The following is a 14,635-nucleotide window of genomic DNA, read 5'->3' on the forward strand; positions in this document are numbered from 1 at the left end:
CCGTGTCTACCCCATCTGCGCCCATCACCTTCGCCGACCTGACCTTCGTCTGGCCGGATGGGAGCACCGTGCTCGACGGCATCGCCGGCACGTTTGCGTCCGGCCGAACCGGGCTCGTGGGCCGCAACGGCAGCGGCAAGTCGACGCTGCTGCGGCTCATCGCCGGCGAGCTGACGCCGACCTCCGGAACCATCGAGACGGCCGGACCCGTCGGCTATCTGCCCCAGACCGCGAGCTACGACGCCGACTCGTCGGTGGCCGATCTACTCGGGATCGGCGCGGTCATCTCCGCGATCCAGGCCATCGAGGCGGGCGACACCGAGCCGCGGCTCTTCGAGATCGTCGGCGACGACTGGGATATCGAGGCGCGGGCCGCCGAAGTGCTGGCCCGGATAGGCTTCGCCGGGATGCGACTCGATCGTCGAGTCGACGAGCTGTCGGGCGGCGAATCGATGCTGATCGCGATCGCCGGACTGCGGGTGCGTCGCACGCCGATCTCCCTGCTCGACGAGCCGACCAACAACCTCGATCGCGCGGCCCGCGCACGGGTATCCGACCTGGTCGATGACTGGCCGGGAACCCTGGTCGTCGTCAGCCACGATCTGGATCTGCTGGAGCGCATGGACAACACCGCCGAGCTGTACGGCGGCCGGCTGGAGGTCTTCGGCGGCCCGTACAGCGAATGGCAGGCGGCCCTCGAGCAGGAACAGGCGGCCGCGGCCGCCGCGGTGACGTCGGCGAAGCAGACCCTCAAGGTGGAGAAACGGCAGCGGATCGAGGCGGAGACCAAACTCGCCCGGCGCGCCCAGTACGCCAAGAAGACCCAGCGCGACGGCGGCATTCCGAAGATCGTCGCCGGCCGGCGTGCCGAGAACGCCCAGGTATCCGCGGGTGCGATGCGAAATCGTTTGGACGACAAGGTCGCATCCGCACACGCCGCGGTGCGGGCGGCCGACACCCGAGTACGCGACGACGACCACATCAACCTGACGCTGCCCGACCCGGATGTGTCCCGGGGTCGGCGGATCGCCGAGATCACCGCCGGCGACCGGACGACCGTGGTGCAGGGGCCGGAGCGGGTAGCGCTGGTGGGGCCCAACGGCTCCGGCAAGACGGCGCTGCTGCGCCGGCTCATGGGTGCGGCGGACGTCGATCCGGCCCGCCCGCACGGACGACTGCTCACCGAGCGGGTCGCCTACCTGCCGCAGCGGTTCGACGAACTGGACGACCACGCGAGCGCACTCGCGAATGTGCAGGCAGTTGCACCCGACGCGGTCGCGGGCGATATTCGAAACGGATTGGCACGACTGCTGATTCGCGGGGACGCGGCCGATCGTCCGATCCGGACCCTGTCCGGCGGCGAACGGTTCCGGGTATCACTGGCGACACTGCTGCTGCGCGAACCGCCGCCGCAGCTGGTGATCCTCGACGAGCCGACGAACAACCTGGACATCTCCAGCGTCGGGCAGCTCGTCGAAGCACTCGCGGCCTATCGCGGCGCTCTATTGGTCGTGAGCCACGACTACCGCTTCCTGCGCGACATCGGGATCGACACGGTTCTCGCGCTCGATGAGAACGGCGCCGTCACGTCGACCCCGGGGACATCAGCGCTCGAGCTCCCCGGCGATCCCACGCTCTAGCGCCTCGGCGGCGGGCGCCGGAATGTCCAGCAGCCCATCGAGTTCCTTGCGCGCCCGCTCGTAGGCGGCCCGACGTTCGGCCATCGTCGCGCCGGAATCGGCTGCCACGCTGAGCAATCGCTGCGCCTTGGCCAGCCGCTCCTGCTCGATCGCAGAGAAGTCGCCGCGCCGTCGCCGCCTGGCCTCCGCCTCGGCAACGTCGAACGCGGTCGCATAGTCGTGCACCGCGTCGCGGTACACCTCGAGGGCGATCTCGTCGACGTGGTCGGCGGGCGCCCCGGTCTCGGGATCGACCGGGCGGGTGAGCTCGGCCCGACGCCGCGCCTTGTGGAAGTCGACCGTCAGCGGCTCACGCATGTCGGTCATCATCGGAAAGTCCAGCAGCGTGGACAGATTCGTCTCGAAGCCGAACCAGCGCTCGTCGACGTCGTCGTGCGTGCGTTGCAGCGCCCGCAGTTCCTGCCGCCGTGCCTGCGCGTCCTGGCGATCCGCGCCCTTCAGCTGCGCCTGCGCGACCTTCGCCTGCTGCCGTGCCAGATACCGTTCCTGCCGCCGTTGGGCCCGCCGTTCGTTCCAGACCGCGGCCGACTTCACGGCGCCGCCGATCGAACCGCCGAAGACGAAGATCAGCCACCAGTAGTGGCCGACCGCTTCCATCACACCGCCCATCGATATCGCCCGGCTACGTCGACGCCAGATGCTCCACCAGCAACGACGTCAGCTGCTCGGGCACCTCTTCCGGAATCCAGTGGGACACGTCTTCGAGCATCTCGAAACGGTACGGGCCACTCACCCAGTCGGCGGTGCCGAGCGCGGCGGTCGATCCGAATGCGACATCCTCGGTGCCCCACACGTACAGCGTCGGCACGTCGACCCGGCCGATCTTCGTCCCCGGACCGCCGGCGCGGTACCAGTTCAGCGCGGCCGTGAGCGCACCCGGCTCCGAGAGGCGGGTCACGTACTCGTCGATGCGTGACGGTGGAACGCGGCGATCGAAGAACCCCCGCAAGGCTTTTGCGTTGTCGGCCAGCATCGCGCGTTCGGTCGGTCCGGCGCTGCGCCATTCGATCATGTACCGCGAACGCTGCTGCTGATCCTCGTCCGACTTCCACGCCGCCGCGAGCGCGGCCGGATGCGGGGTCGAGATCACCGACAGGCTGCGCAGCCGCTCGGCGTGCCGATCGGCGACCCGCCAGGCGACCGCCCCGCCCCAGTCGTGGCCGACGACGTCGAACCGCTTGAGCCCCAACGCGTCCGCCATCGCGGCGACGTCGTCGGCGAGGGTATCGATGTCGTACTCGGCCGCGCGCTCGGGCCGCACACCGGGCGAATAGCCGCGCTGATCCGGCGCAATGGCCCGAAACCCGCTGTCGCCCAAGACCGCGACCTGATGCTCCCATTCGACCGCAGCCTCCGGAAAGCCATGGAGCAGCAGCACCGGTCGACCGTCGACGGGCCCGGCCGCGATCGCGTCGAAGGTGCCGGCGTCGGTGGTGATCTCGATGTAGTCCGTCACAGCACCCAAGTTAGCCCGACACGATCCCCACGACCAGGTTGATCGTCGTCGCGAGGATCGCCGTGCCGAACATGTACGACATCATGCAATGACGCAACGTCACCGCCCGGATCTCGGAATTGGTCACCGAGGTGTCCGATACCTGGTAGGTCATGCCCAGGTTGTAGCTGAAGTACATGAAGTCCCGGAACGCGGGCGCTTCGTCCGGATTGTTGAAGTTGATGCCGCCCGTCTCATCGCCGTTGTAGTACAGGTAGGCGTACTTCGCGGAGTACATCAGATGCAGGCCGGCCCAGGACATCACGACGGCCGCGATGCCGATCGCGGCGGCGATCTTGTTGTCATGGCTGTGCCCGACGACGAGCAACGCGATAACGGCGACCAGGCCGCCGACGGCAGCGGCCACGACGACCAACTCGTCGAGACCGGGTCGAAGATCCTCCCGGCGGGCATGGTGCCGGGTCGCGTCCGCATCCTGCGGCCACAACACCACCCACCCCGAGATCACGAACAGCGCCGCACCGGCTGCGATCCCGGCGAGCATGCCCACCAGCCCCCGAGTCGACAGGCCGACCGCCAGGCCGATCAGCACGCCCGCGACCATCGAGACCAGCACGCGACTGGTCGCGCCCCACGGCATGATCGGCCAGGTCCGGGTCATCAGGCCTCGCCGCGCCGCAGCAGCCGGCCGTGCGGGGTCTCGAAGTCGATCCGCTTGCCGCGCAACCACGTACCCGATACGACGCCGGCCAAGGCCTTGCCGTCATAGGGCGACACCGGATTGCGGTGGTACAGCTTGTGCACGTCGACCACCTGACCCTGCTCGGGCGCGAAGATCGCGAAGTCGGCGTCGCAGCCGAGCGCGATCCGGCCCTTGCGGGTCATTCCCGCCAGTTGCGCCGGCTTGACCGCCATCCACTCGATCACCTGCTCGAGCGCGATACCGCGGCGCTTGGCCTCGGTCCAGATCAGCGAGAGCCCCAACTGCAGCGACGCGACCCCGCCCCACGCGACCCCGAAGTCGCCGTTCTCGACGTCCTTGAGGTCGATCGTGGACGGCGAGTGGTCGGACACGATGCAGTCGATGGTGCCGTCCTCCAGGCCCTTCCAGAGCAGCTCCCGATTGGATGCCTCGCGGATCGGCGGGCAGCACTTGAACGCCGTGGCACCGTTCGGGATCTCCTCGGCCAGCAGCGTCAGGTAGTGCGGGCAGGTCTCGACCGTCAGTTTGACGCCGTCGCGGCGGGCCGACGCGATCATCGGCAGCGCGTCCGACGACGACAGATGCAGCACATGCGCCCGCACACCTGTCCAACGCGCCCGCTCGATGACCTCGGCGATGGCCACGTTCTCGGCGCCGCGCGGACGCGAGGCGAGGAATCGCGAGTACTGGCTGCCCTCGGCATGCGGCGCCCGGTCGATCGCCCGAGAATCCTCCGCGTGCACGATCATCAACGAGTCGAACGAGGCCAGTTCGGCCATGTCCGCTTCCATCTCATCGGCCGTGAGATGCGGGAACTCGTCGACCCCGGAATGCAGCAGGAAGCACTTGAAGCCGAAGACGCCCTCGTCGTGCAATTCGCGCAGATCGTCCTTGTTGCCCGGGATGGCCCCGCCCCAGAACCCGACGTCGATATAGGCCTTGGGGCCTGCGGCTGCGCGCTTGAGCTGCAGCGCCTCGACGTTGACGGTCGGCGGGATCGAGTTGAGCGGCATGTCGACCAGGGTGGTGACCCCGCCTGCCGCGGCCGCCTTGGTCGCCGACTCGAAACCCTCCCATTCGGTGCGACCCGGCTCGTTGACGTGCACGTGGGTATCGACCAGCCCGGGAATCATCACCTGGTCGGCGTCGAGCTCGATGATCTCGGGCGCCGTCAATCCGTTACCGAATGGCTCGATGGCGACGATTCGGCCGTCGCGGATGCCGATCTCTCTGGCCACAATTCCGGCAGTCGTCAGAATGCGTTCGCCACGGACCACCAGATCGAAGTCACTCATGACGCTTACGATACCCACTTTCACACGACGCAACTCAAATTCCGTAATACGGTATTGCAGCTTGACAGTGACCGGTGTCATGAGGGTTACTTGATCAGTTGAGCGGAAGCTTATTCTCACATAGCGAAAGTGACGTCTATGGCGCCCTCCGAGCCCACCGCGGTCTCCAGCCCCGATATCGATCCCCCGGGCGGCGCCGTCGCCACCGCCGATCTGAGCCCCGGCCTCTATAACGAGGATCTCGCACCGACCAAGCGTGCGGGCCGAACCTGGCGCTCCTACAACATCTTCGCGTTGTGGGCCAACGATGTGCACAGCCTCGGCAACTACGGGTTCGTGCTGAGCCTGTTCGCGCTGGGCCTCGGCGGCTGGCAGATCCTCGTGGCCCTCGCCGCCGGCGCGGTCTTCCTGTTCCTCCTGCTGAACCTGTCCGGGTTCATGGGCGAGAAGACCGGCGTGCCATTCCCGGTGATGAGCCGGATCGCCTTCGGCATCCGCGGCTCGCAGATTCCGGCCATCATCCGCGGCGTCGTCGCGATCGCCTGGTTCGGCATCCAGACCTACCTCGCCACGCTGGTGTTCCGCGTCCTCATCGTGGCGATCGCGCCCAGCGCGGCCGATTGGGATCACAACGACTTCCTCGGGCTGTCGACCCTTGGCTGGATCACCTTCCTGGTCCTCTGGGCAGTGCAGATGGTGATTGTCAGCTACGGCATGGAGACCATCCGTAAATATGAGGCCTACGCCGGGCCGATCATCATGGTCACGATGGTCGCCCTGGCCATCTGGATGCTGACCAAGGTCGACTTCTCCATCGCCTGGACACCGCCGCATGCCAAGCACGGCCTCGACATGTGGGTGAAGATCATCGGCGCGGCCGGCGGCTGGGTCGCGATCTACGGCACCTTCGTACTCAATTTCTGCGACTTCACCCGCAACGCCGCGTCGCGCCGATCGATCGTGCGCGGCAACTTCTTCGGCATCCCGATCAACATGATGATCTTCGGCGCGGTCGGCGTGATCCTGGTCGGCGGCCAGTTCAAGATCAACGGCACCATCATCGACTCGCCGTCACAGGTCGTGCAGACCATCCCGAACACAACCCTTCTCGTGCTCGCCTGCCTGGCGCTGCTGATCGTGACCATCGCCGTCAACCTGATGGCCAACTTCGTCGCCCCGATCTACGCGCTGAACAACCTGTTCCCGGCCAAGATGAACTTCCGCCGGGCCGGCATGATCTCCGGAACGATCGGCCTGATCGTGCTCCCCTGGAATCTCTACGATTCGCCGACGGTGATCACGTACTTCCTCGGCAGCCTCGGCGCCGTGCTCGGTCCGCTGTTCGGCATCATCATGGCCGACTACTGGATGATGCGCCGCACCCGCGTGAATGTGCCTGACCTGTACCGGGATCGGCCGGGCTCCACCTACAGCTACGTCCGGGGCGTCAATCCCCTGGCGATCATCGCGCTGGTGCCGTCCGCGGCGATCGCGCTGGTCGTCACCTTGGTGGATGCGCTCAAGAGCGCGGCCGACTACTCCTGGTTCATCGGCGCCGGGGCCGGTGTCGTGATGTACGTCCTGGTCACCCTGATCGCCGACCGCAACGGCGGCAACTCCTGGCGCCGCTATGACGACGTCTCCGGCGAGGAGATCGCCGTCCCGAGCAAGCACTGAAGAAAGGCCCGCATCGATGCGCATCCTCGTCGCCAACGTCAACACCACCGAATCGATGACCGCGGCCATCGCCGAGTCCGCGCGCTCGGTGGCGTCAGCGGGGACCGACATCATCGGCATCACACCGAGATTCGGCGCCGATTCCTGCGAGGGAAATTTCGAGTCGTACCTGGCCGCGATCGCCGTGATGGATGCGATCACCCGCTATCCCGAGCCCTACGACGCGGTGATCCAGGCCGGCTACGGCGAGCACGGCCGGGAGGGGCTGCAGGAGCTGCTCGATGTTCCGGTCGTCGACATCACCGAGGCTGCCGCGTCGACGGCGATGTACCTCGGCCACAAGTACTCCGTGGTGACCACGCTCGATCGCACGGTCCCGCTGATCGAGGATCGGCTGAAACTCGCCGGCCTGGACACACGCTGCGCGTCGGTCCGCGCCTCCGGACTCGGTGTGCTCGAACTCGAATCCGATCCCGATCGGGCGGTGGCCGCGATCGTCGAGCAGTCGCGCGAGGCCGTCGAACGCGATCACGCCGAGGTGATCTGCCTCGGCTGCGGCGGCATGGCCGAACTCGAGGAGAAGGTCGCCGCGGCGACCGGTGTCCCGATCGTGGACGGCGTGCGCGCGGCGGTCACCATCGCGGAAGGCCTGGTGCGCCTGGGGCTTTCGACGTCCAAGGTGCGCACCTACGCCACTCCCCGGAAGAAGCGCGTCACCGGCTGGCCTATCGGAAACTAGTCGAGATCCAGTCGCCGATCTGCCAAGGCGGAGGAGGCTCGCAATAGTGCGGTCCTATGCGAGCCGATCGACAACGCTGGCAGGCGGCGATTGGGCTCGGCTAGAGAGTTACCTGCCGGTTGACGTCCTTGTAGAGCAGATAGCGGAACGGCTCCGGCCCGCCCGCGTAGCAGGCCTGCGGGCAGAACGCGCGCAGCGCCAGGTAGTCGCCGGCCTCCACCTCGACCCAGTCATCGTTGAGCCGATAGACGCCCTTGCCCTGCAGCATGTACAGACCGTGCTCCATCACATGCGTCTCGGCGAACGGGATCACCGTGCCGGGTTCGAATGTCACGACATTGACGTGCATGTCGTAGGTGAGGTCCTGCGGGTCGAGCATGCGGGTGGTGCGCCAGTTGCCGTCGGTATCGGGCATCGGACTCGGCGTGATGTCTTTCTCGTTGCCCACCACCGGTTTCGGGGTGTAGCCGTCGAGCCATTCGTACCGCTTGCGGATCCACTGGAAGCGAACCGGGACCGACCCGGCGTTCGTGACGCTCCACGTCTCGCCGGCCGGGGCGTAGACGTATCCGCCCTCGGTCAACGTGTGCGTCTGCCCGCCGATCGACACCGTCAGCTCGCCCTCGAGCACGAACACGAAGCCTTCGACCTCGGCCTGCGGCTCCGGCTTGTCCGAGCCGCCGCCCGGCTCCACCTCGACGATGGACTGCGCGAACGTCGTCGCCCCGCCGGCCACCGGCCGGTTGAGGATCCAGGCCCGCGTGCCGGTCCAGCCCGGGAACACCGAGGTCACGATGTCACTGAGCACGCCCTTCGGGATCACTGTGTAGGCCTCGGTGACAACGGCGCGGCCGGTCAGCAGCTGCGACTGCGGCGGCAGACCACCGTGCGGAGCGTAGTAGGACATCGGGACTCACTTTCCTTCTGGGAGTGGCTTGTTCAGCGCAAGCGCCTGCAGCGTCGCGACGTCGATCCGGGTGGCCGCGGTCAGCTCGTCGGCCGTGACGGCGCCGCAGACGAGTCCGCGGCCCAGGTAGGCGGCCAGGGCGCGGGCGGTGGCCGGCTCGTCCATCACCGATGAATCGATCTGGTGCACGTAGTTGCGCAGCCGGGTCGCGGCGGCGTCGAATCCATTGCGGTAGAAGGCGTACGTCGCCAGGTACCGGGTGACCAGCTGCGCCGGATGCAGGTCCCATCCCTGGTAGATGCCGCGTTCCAGATGGCGACGGACCAGCCGCGCATGCAATCGCCACGCGGCGGCGACCGTGTCGGCGTCGCCGACGGGAATCACGTTGGTGGAGCCGTCGGACATATGCACACCGGTGCCGGCGACGGCGAGCTGCATCTGGTTCTTCGCGTGGTCGGCCGCCGGATGTTCCATCGACTGGTACTCCGCGGCGATCCCGAGCGAGGCCGAGTAGTCGTAGGTGCCGTAGTGCAGCGACGACACCCGCCCGTCGGCGACGTGGATCAGCTGGGCCGCGGGGACCGTGCCGCCGGCCCCGAGGATCAGTTGCGGGGTCTCCACCTGCACCTCGAAACCCAGGCGCCGCGTGGGCAATCCGTGCGCGAGCTCCAGACGCTCGCAGACGTCGACCATCGCCCGCACCTGATCGACCGACGTCACCTTCGGCAGCGTCAGCGTCAGGCCCGGCGGCAGACCGCCGCCGGCGATGAGTTCGGCGAGGAACATGTCCAGCGTCCGGATCCCGCGAGCGCGCGTGGGCGCCTCGAAGCACTTGAACCGGATCCCGATGAACGGCGGTGCTCCACCGTCGGCAACCGACTCGGCAACCTCACGGGCACAGCGGATGACGTCCGCGTCTTCGATGTCGTCGGCGCGATGGCCGTATCCGTCCTCGAAGTCGACGCGCAGGTCCTCGATGGGTTCGGTCCGCAGCTTGTCGATCACCAATGGCGGCAAGGCGGCGTCGGTGAGCCCGACGAGCTCGGCGACCGCCGCTACCCCACCGGCATCGTCGGCCGCGGCCAGCGCCTGCCGACCCCAGTCCGATGCGAGGGTCGACCCGTACTTCTCGGCGGAGACATACGCCGTCTGCACCGGCTGCCGGCGTCCGTCGTCTCCGGGATAGCCGCTGAGCAGCGCCGCGTCGGCAGCCGCGAGTCGCGAGTCGATCGCGGCATAGTCGTCATCGCTCAGCACCAAGGCCCTCCTGGAATTTGTTTTCCGCATTGTGGATTATATGGGTGTCTTCTGTCGCATCGCAACTGAAATGACCCGTCCAATTCCATGCTGCTTTCCGGTTCATGGAATTCACCAGTCGCCGACCGGTATCGTTTGATCATGCCCGCGCAGACGACGTCCGGCGTCCAATCGGTGGAACGCGCCTTCGACATCCTGGAGGTGATCGCCCGCAACGGGGGCGAGTGCGCCCTCAGCGAGATCGCCGAGGGCACGCCCCTACCGCTGCCGACCATTCATCGCCTGCTGCGCACGCTGGTCGGAATCGGCCATGTACGGCAGCTGACCAACCGCCGATATGCCCTGGGCCCCCGCCTGATTCGTCTGGGCGAGGTGGCCAATCGACAGTTGGGCGCGCTCGCCTCGCCGGTGCTGCATTCGCTGGTCGACGAACTGGCCGAGTCGGCCAGCCTCGCGGTTCTCGACGGCGACATGGTCATCTACACCGGCCAGGTGCCGTCGCCGCACACGATGCGCACCAACACCGAGGTCGGCCGCCGGGTGAACATGCACAACAGCGGTGTCGGCAAGGCGGTGCTCGCGGTCCTGGACGACCCGCGGATCGCGCGACTGATCACCCAGGCCGGCATGCCGGCGCCCACGCCCAATTCGCTGACCAGCCTGTCGTCGCTGTTCGCCGAGGTGGAGCGGATTCGTGAACAGGGCTACGCGCTCGACGACGAGGAGCTCGAACTCGGCGTGCGCTGCTACGCGATGGCCGTGCCGGGGGCGCCGACCCCCATGGCGCTGGGCGTCTCCGGACCCACCTCGCGGGTCGACGACGACTTCGCCGAACGCGCCATCCCGGCGCTGCGTCGAGCGACCGATATCTTGTCGCAGGCGCTGTCCGGCTCCGGCATCTAGGAGCCCGACCAGTGGCAGAGATCGATGACATCGTCGTGATGCGGAAAGTCCGCGATCGCATCGACCGCGAGTACGCGCAGCCGCTGAACATCGAGGCCCTCGCGCGCGGCGCCTACATGTCGGCCGGGCATCTCAGCCGCGAATTCAAACGCATCTACGGCGAATCGCCCTACCAGTATCTGATGACCCGGCGCATCGAACGGGCGATGACCCTGTTGCGACGCGGCGATCAGAGCGTGACGGATATCTGCTTCTCCGTTGGGTTTTCCTCGCTCGGCACCTTCAGCACCCGATTCACGGAACTGGTCGGCGTCGCGCCGAGCGTGTACCGACGCGATCACTCCCGGGCCGCCGAGGGCATCCCCGCATGCCTGGCCCGACAGGTGACCCGACCGATCAGGAATCGAGAAGCGCCGCACGCACCGCCGCAATAGTGTTGCGGCCATGGACATCACCATTCACTACGCATTCCTCCCCCACATCGACCCCGAGGCCTCGCTGGCCTTCTACCGCGACACGCTGGGCTTCGAGGTCCGCAACGACGTCGGCTACGCCGACATGCGCTGGATCACCGTCGCCCCTCCCGGACAGAGCACCTCGATCGTCCTGACGCCGCCCGCGGCCGATCCGGGCATCACCGATGACGAGAAGCAGGTGATCCTCAATCTCATCGCCAAAGGTTCATACGGTGCACTGACATTGGCCACGGACGACCTCGATGCGCTGTTCGCCAAGCTGGAGGCCGCAGGCGCCGACGTCATCCAGGAACCGACCGACCAGGACTACGGCGTTCGCGACTGCGCCTTCCGCGATCCGTCCGGAAATCTATTGCGTATCAACCAACTCTGAGGGCGTCGGCGCGCATACTGAGGCGATGGCACGCACTCACCTCGGATACGCCGCCGGACTCGCAACGATCGTGATCATCGTCGCCGCCTGCTCGGACGACGGGTCGGACACGGGCAGTAGCCAACCGTCGGCCGTCTCGACCGAGTCGACCACGCAGATGCCGACGACATCGACCACCACCGCGGGCGCCGGCACCACCACCTCCCCCGACCAGGGATCCGGTGGTCCCGGCGTCTGCCGCGTGGACCAGCTCGACACGAGCCTGTCCGATGGCAACGGCGCCGCCGGAAGCACCTATTTCACAATCGTTTTCACCAACCGGTCGTCGCACACCTGCGTGCTCGACGGATTCCCGGGCGTCTCCTACGTCAGCGGCCCGGATAGCGATCCCATCGGTTCGCCGGCCCAGCGCGACGGCGACACGTTCGGACCGGTCTCCCTCCACCCCGGAGATACGGCGTCCGCCCAGCTCCGGGCCGCCAACGTGGAGAACTATCCCGCGGCCAGATGCACCCCGATGCGCGCGTCCGGTCTCCGCGTCTACCCGCCCAACAGTCGCGAATCCGTGTATCTCGCGCATTCGACGACGGCCTGTGCCTCCACGAGCCCGGATGTGCACCAACTCGGAGTGCAGGCGGTCGAACGTCACTAGCTCGGTGTTGACCTCAAGAATGGTTGAGGTTGCAGACTGGCGCGCATGCACGCAATAGTCGCCGAACAGCCCGGCCCCGCGGACGTCCTGACCCCGATCGACCTGCCCGACCCGGAGCCCGGACCGGGCCAGGTACGTGTTGCGGTGAGCATCGCGTCAATAACGTTTGTGGAAACGATGATTCGTGCGGGCAGTCCGGTCGCGCCGCCGGCGCAGTTTCCGTTCGTCCCCGGCAATGGCGTGGGCGGTGCGGTGGACCGGGTCGGTGCCGATGTCGATCCGGCCTGGCTCGGGACCGAGGTGGCGACCACCACCGGCGGACGGGGCGGCTACGCGAACATGGCCCTGGCCGACGTCGCCGATCTGCACCGCATCCCCGCCGGTCTCGAACTCGGCTCGGCGGTAGCGCTTCTCGCCGATGGACGCACCGCGGTCGGCCTGTTCGACGCCGCGCAGGTCGGCGCCGGCGATGTCGTGGTCGTCACTGCCGCCGCCGGCGGCGTGGGCGGAATCCTGGTGCAACTGTGCGTCGCCGCGGGCGCTCGGGTCATCGGACTCGCCGGCAATGCGGGAAAGCTGGGGCACGCCACCGATCTGGGCGCGCACGCGGCGATCAACTATCGCGACACCGACTGGGTCGAGCAGCTGCGCGCAGCTGCCCCGCACGGAGTCGACGTGGTGTTCGACGGGATAGGCGGCGACACCACCGAGGCGCTCTACCCCGAGACGCGCTCCGGCGGCCGCTACCTTCAACACGGGGCCGCGAGTGGTCGGTGGAAACCGCTCGACGAGACCGCCGCACGTCAACGGGACGTCACCGTCATCGGGCTGAATGCCATTGGCGTGTCGGGCATGTTCGACTTCACCGAGCGCGCCTTCGAGCTCGGTGCCTCCGGCCGGATCCGCCCGACCGTCGGCCAGGTCTTTCGGCTCGACGACGCCGCCCTGGCCCATGCCGCCATCGAAGCCCGGGCGGTGACCGGGAAGACCCTGCTGCTCGTCTAGATCCAACCGCGCTACGCCAGCAGGGCACGGTGCCGCGTGGGGCTCACGCCGCGAACTCGTTTGAAGGCGGAGCTGAACGCGAACGCGTCGGAATAGCCGACCGCGCGCGCAACGGATTCCAGAGTGACACCCGGATCGGCCAGCAGGTCGGCCGCCAGCGCCAGCCGCCAGTTCGTCAGGTAGGTCATCGGCGGCTCCCCCACATGTTCGGCGAATCGACGCGCGAATGCCGCACGCGAGACGCCGCATTCGGCGGCCAAACCGGCCACCGTCCAGGGGAATTCGGGATTGTTGTGCATCAGCCGCAGCGCCCGGCCGGCCACCGGGTCGGCCTCGGCCCGATACCAGGCGGGTGTCGCCGCACCGGCCGAGTCGAACCAGTCACGCAGCGTCGAGATCAGCACCAGGTCGAGCAGCCGATCGAGCATCGCATCCTGGCCCGGTGCGTCGCGTCGCATCTCCGCCGACAGCAGATCCACGACCGGTCCGGTCCCGCCTCGAGCGATCACGAACTGCGGCAACGCGTTCAGCAGGCGGGCGCTGACCTCGCCGGTGCGCGGATAGGTGCCCACCAGGATCTCGGTGTCGCCGTCGCCATCATTGCCCCAGGTGCGAATACCGAGGCTCATCGGTTCCTGCAGACTCACCCCGTCGGCGGTCGTGCAGCTCTGGTCCGGGCGGATGATCACCTGCGGCGCACCGATATTCGGTGTGTCGGCCATCGTGTAGTGGTCGGGGCCGCGGATGAGCGCGATATCCCCCGGCACCAGCAACTCCGGCTCGCCGGAGCCGTGCAGGTATGCCTCCCCCCGCATGATCGCCGCCACCGTCAGCGGCGCCTCGTCGCGGATATCGATCGACCATGGCGCGCTCATCACGATCCGCAGGAGGAACGCCTCCTCGGCGCGTGGTCCACGCAGCACCCCGCTCATCAGGTCCATGTAGACGATTACACATGATTTCGAGCCGTTTGACCATGGATCGTCTCTCCGGACCGCGATGAACTGGGTCCATGCAGACATGGAGAACGGTATTCATCCTCGCCGCCACGCTCACTTCGGGACTGCTGGCCGGCCTCTACTACGCGTACGCCATCTCGGTGATGCCCGCGCTGAACCAACTCGATTCGCGGAGCGCGATTCACGCGATGCAGCGCATCAACGTGGTCATCGTCAACCCGATGTTCATGCTGACCTTCCTCGGGGCACCGCTGCTCGCCGCGGCGGCACTGTTCACCGTGTTCGGTCGCGACGCGCGGCCGGTCCTGTGGTGGATCGTGGCGGCGGTCGTCCTGAACATCGTCGGCACCCTCATCACTGCCGGCTTCAACGTCCCGCTGAACAACCGGCTCGATCAGAACTCGATAGCGTGGACCGACTTCTTCGGCAGCTGGGTCCGCTGGAACTGGGCGCGTGCGGTCTGCCATACGGCCGCATTCGGATGTCTTGCCTGGAGTTTGGTAGTGCTGCGCGGCAAATAGTCCTAGCTTTGA

Annotated in this window: 16 protein-coding genes; 9 read left to right on the top strand and 7 right to left on the bottom strand. The window is 67.4% G+C overall.

From position 1 onward, the window contains the following. Nucleotides 1-2: 2 nt before the first annotated feature. Nucleotides 3-1,640, top strand: a complete 1,638-nt coding sequence (locus tag G341_RS0102170) for an ABC-F family ATP-binding cassette domain-containing protein (protein ID WP_051092585.1) — start codon at nt 3-5, stop codon at nt 1,638-1,640. Here G341_RS0102170 and G341_RS0102175 read toward each other — a convergent pair. The 4 genes from G341_RS0102175 to allB are packed head-to-tail and all read right to left on the bottom strand — an operon-like array spanning nt 1,605 to nt 5,154. Continuing rightward, entirely contained in the window at nt 1,605-2,309 is a 705-nt protein-coding gene (locus G341_RS0102175; protein ID WP_018177465.1) for a hypothetical protein, read from the bottom strand. The genes G341_RS0102170 and G341_RS0102175 overlap by 36 nt on opposite strands. A gap of 13 nt (nt 2,310-2,322) precedes the next feature. Continuing rightward, complete coding sequence (locus tag G341_RS0102180) at nt 2,323-3,156, bottom strand: alpha/beta fold hydrolase (RefSeq protein WP_018177466.1); 834 nt, start codon at nt 3,154-3,156, stop codon at nt 2,323-2,325. Between the two features lie 10 nt (nt 3,157-3,166). After that, nucleotides 3,167-3,817 carry a DUF1345 domain-containing protein gene (locus G341_RS0102185; RefSeq protein WP_018177467.1) on the bottom strand — a complete coding sequence of 217 codons (651 nt, stop codon included), beginning with the start codon at nt 3,815-3,817 and terminating at the stop codon, nt 3,167-3,169. After that, nucleotides 3,817-5,154, bottom strand: coding sequence for an allantoinase AllB (gene allB, locus G341_RS0102190; protein ID WP_018177468.1), 1,338 nt, complete (start codon nt 5,152-5,154; stop codon nt 3,817-3,819). Before allB ends, G341_RS0102185 begins: the two co-directional genes overlap by 1 nt. A 138-nt stretch (nt 5,155-5,292) precedes the next feature. Here allB and G341_RS0102195 point away from each other — a divergent pair, with 138 nt between their 5' ends. After that, nucleotides 5,293-6,831, top strand: coding sequence for an NCS1 family nucleobase:cation symporter-1 (locus G341_RS0102195; RefSeq protein ID WP_018177469.1), 1,539 nt, complete (start codon nt 5,293-5,295; stop codon nt 6,829-6,831). Between the two features lie 16 nt (nt 6,832-6,847). Then, on the top strand, nt 6,848-7,570 hold the full coding sequence (locus G341_RS0102200; protein WP_018177470.1) for an aspartate/glutamate racemase family protein: 723 nt from the start codon (nt 6,848-6,850) through the stop codon (nt 7,568-7,570). A gap of 100 nt (nt 7,571-7,670) precedes the next feature. Here G341_RS0102200 and G341_RS0102205 read toward each other — a convergent pair whose 3' ends face one another. Together G341_RS0102205 and G341_RS0102210 are read right to left on the bottom strand one after the other, a co-directional pair. Further along, nucleotides 7,671-8,477 carry a bifunctional allantoicase/(S)-ureidoglycine aminohydrolase gene (locus G341_RS0102205; protein ID WP_018177471.1) on the bottom strand — a complete coding sequence of 269 codons (807 nt, stop codon included), beginning with the start codon at nt 8,475-8,477 and terminating at the stop codon, nt 7,671-7,673. Nucleotides 8,478-8,483: 6 nt separating this feature from the next. Beyond that, the gene (locus tag G341_RS0102210) at nt 8,484-9,734 is read right to left on the bottom strand and encodes a DUF6986 family protein (protein ID WP_018177472.1); all 1,251 of its coding nucleotides are present in this window, start codon (nt 9,732-9,734) and stop codon (nt 8,484-8,486) included. A gap of 141 nt (nt 9,735-9,875) precedes the next feature. On the opposite strand from G341_RS0102210, the gene G341_RS0102215 reads away from it, so the two are divergent. Genes G341_RS0102215 through G341_RS0102235 form a run of 5 tightly spaced genes read left to right on the top strand, consistent with a single transcriptional unit; the run spans nt 9,876 to nt 13,143 of the window. After that, a complete protein-coding gene (locus G341_RS0102215) occupies nt 9,876-10,637 on the top strand; it encodes an IclR family transcriptional regulator (RefSeq protein ID WP_018177473.1) in 762 nt (253 codons plus the stop codon). Between the two features lie 38 nt (nt 10,638-10,675). Beyond that, nucleotides 10,676-11,071: a helix-turn-helix transcriptional regulator gene (locus G341_RS0102220; protein WP_051092587.1), complete on the top strand. Its 396-nt coding sequence runs from the start codon at nt 10,676-10,678 to the stop codon at nt 11,069-11,071. A 10-nt stretch (nt 11,072-11,081) separates the two neighbouring features. Next, nucleotides 11,082-11,486, top strand: coding sequence for a VOC family protein (locus tag G341_RS0102225; RefSeq protein WP_018177475.1), 405 nt, complete (start codon nt 11,082-11,084; stop codon nt 11,484-11,486). 25 nt (nt 11,487-11,511) lie between these two features. Next, nucleotides 11,512-12,138: a DUF4232 domain-containing protein gene (locus G341_RS0102230; RefSeq protein WP_018177476.1), complete on the top strand. Its 627-nt coding sequence runs from the start codon at nt 11,512-11,514 to the stop codon at nt 12,136-12,138. Between the two features lie 45 nt (nt 12,139-12,183). Continuing rightward, on the top strand, nt 12,184-13,143 hold the full coding sequence (locus G341_RS0102235) for a zinc-binding dehydrogenase (protein WP_018177477.1): 960 nt from the start codon (nt 12,184-12,186) through the stop codon (nt 13,141-13,143). Nucleotides 13,144-13,154: 11 nt separating this feature from the next. Here G341_RS0102235 and G341_RS0102240 read toward each other — a convergent pair whose 3' ends face one another. Continuing rightward, the gene (locus tag G341_RS0102240; protein WP_018177478.1) at nt 13,155-14,084 is read right to left on the bottom strand and encodes an AraC family transcriptional regulator; all 930 of its coding nucleotides are present in this window, start codon (nt 14,082-14,084) and stop codon (nt 13,155-13,157) included. A gap of 71 nt (nt 14,085-14,155) precedes the next feature. Between G341_RS0102240 and G341_RS0102245 the strand changes: the two genes are divergently transcribed. Next, a complete protein-coding gene (locus tag G341_RS0102245; RefSeq protein ID WP_018177479.1) occupies nt 14,156-14,623 on the top strand; it encodes an anthrone oxygenase family protein in 468 nt (155 codons plus the stop codon). Nucleotides 14,624-14,635 lie beyond the last annotated feature (12 nt).

Source organism: Jongsikchunia kroppenstedtii DSM 45133 (genome assembly GCF_000380485.1).
GTDB classification, from domain to species: Bacteria; Actinomycetota; Actinomycetes; order Mycobacteriales; family Mycobacteriaceae; genus Jongsikchunia; species Jongsikchunia kroppenstedtii.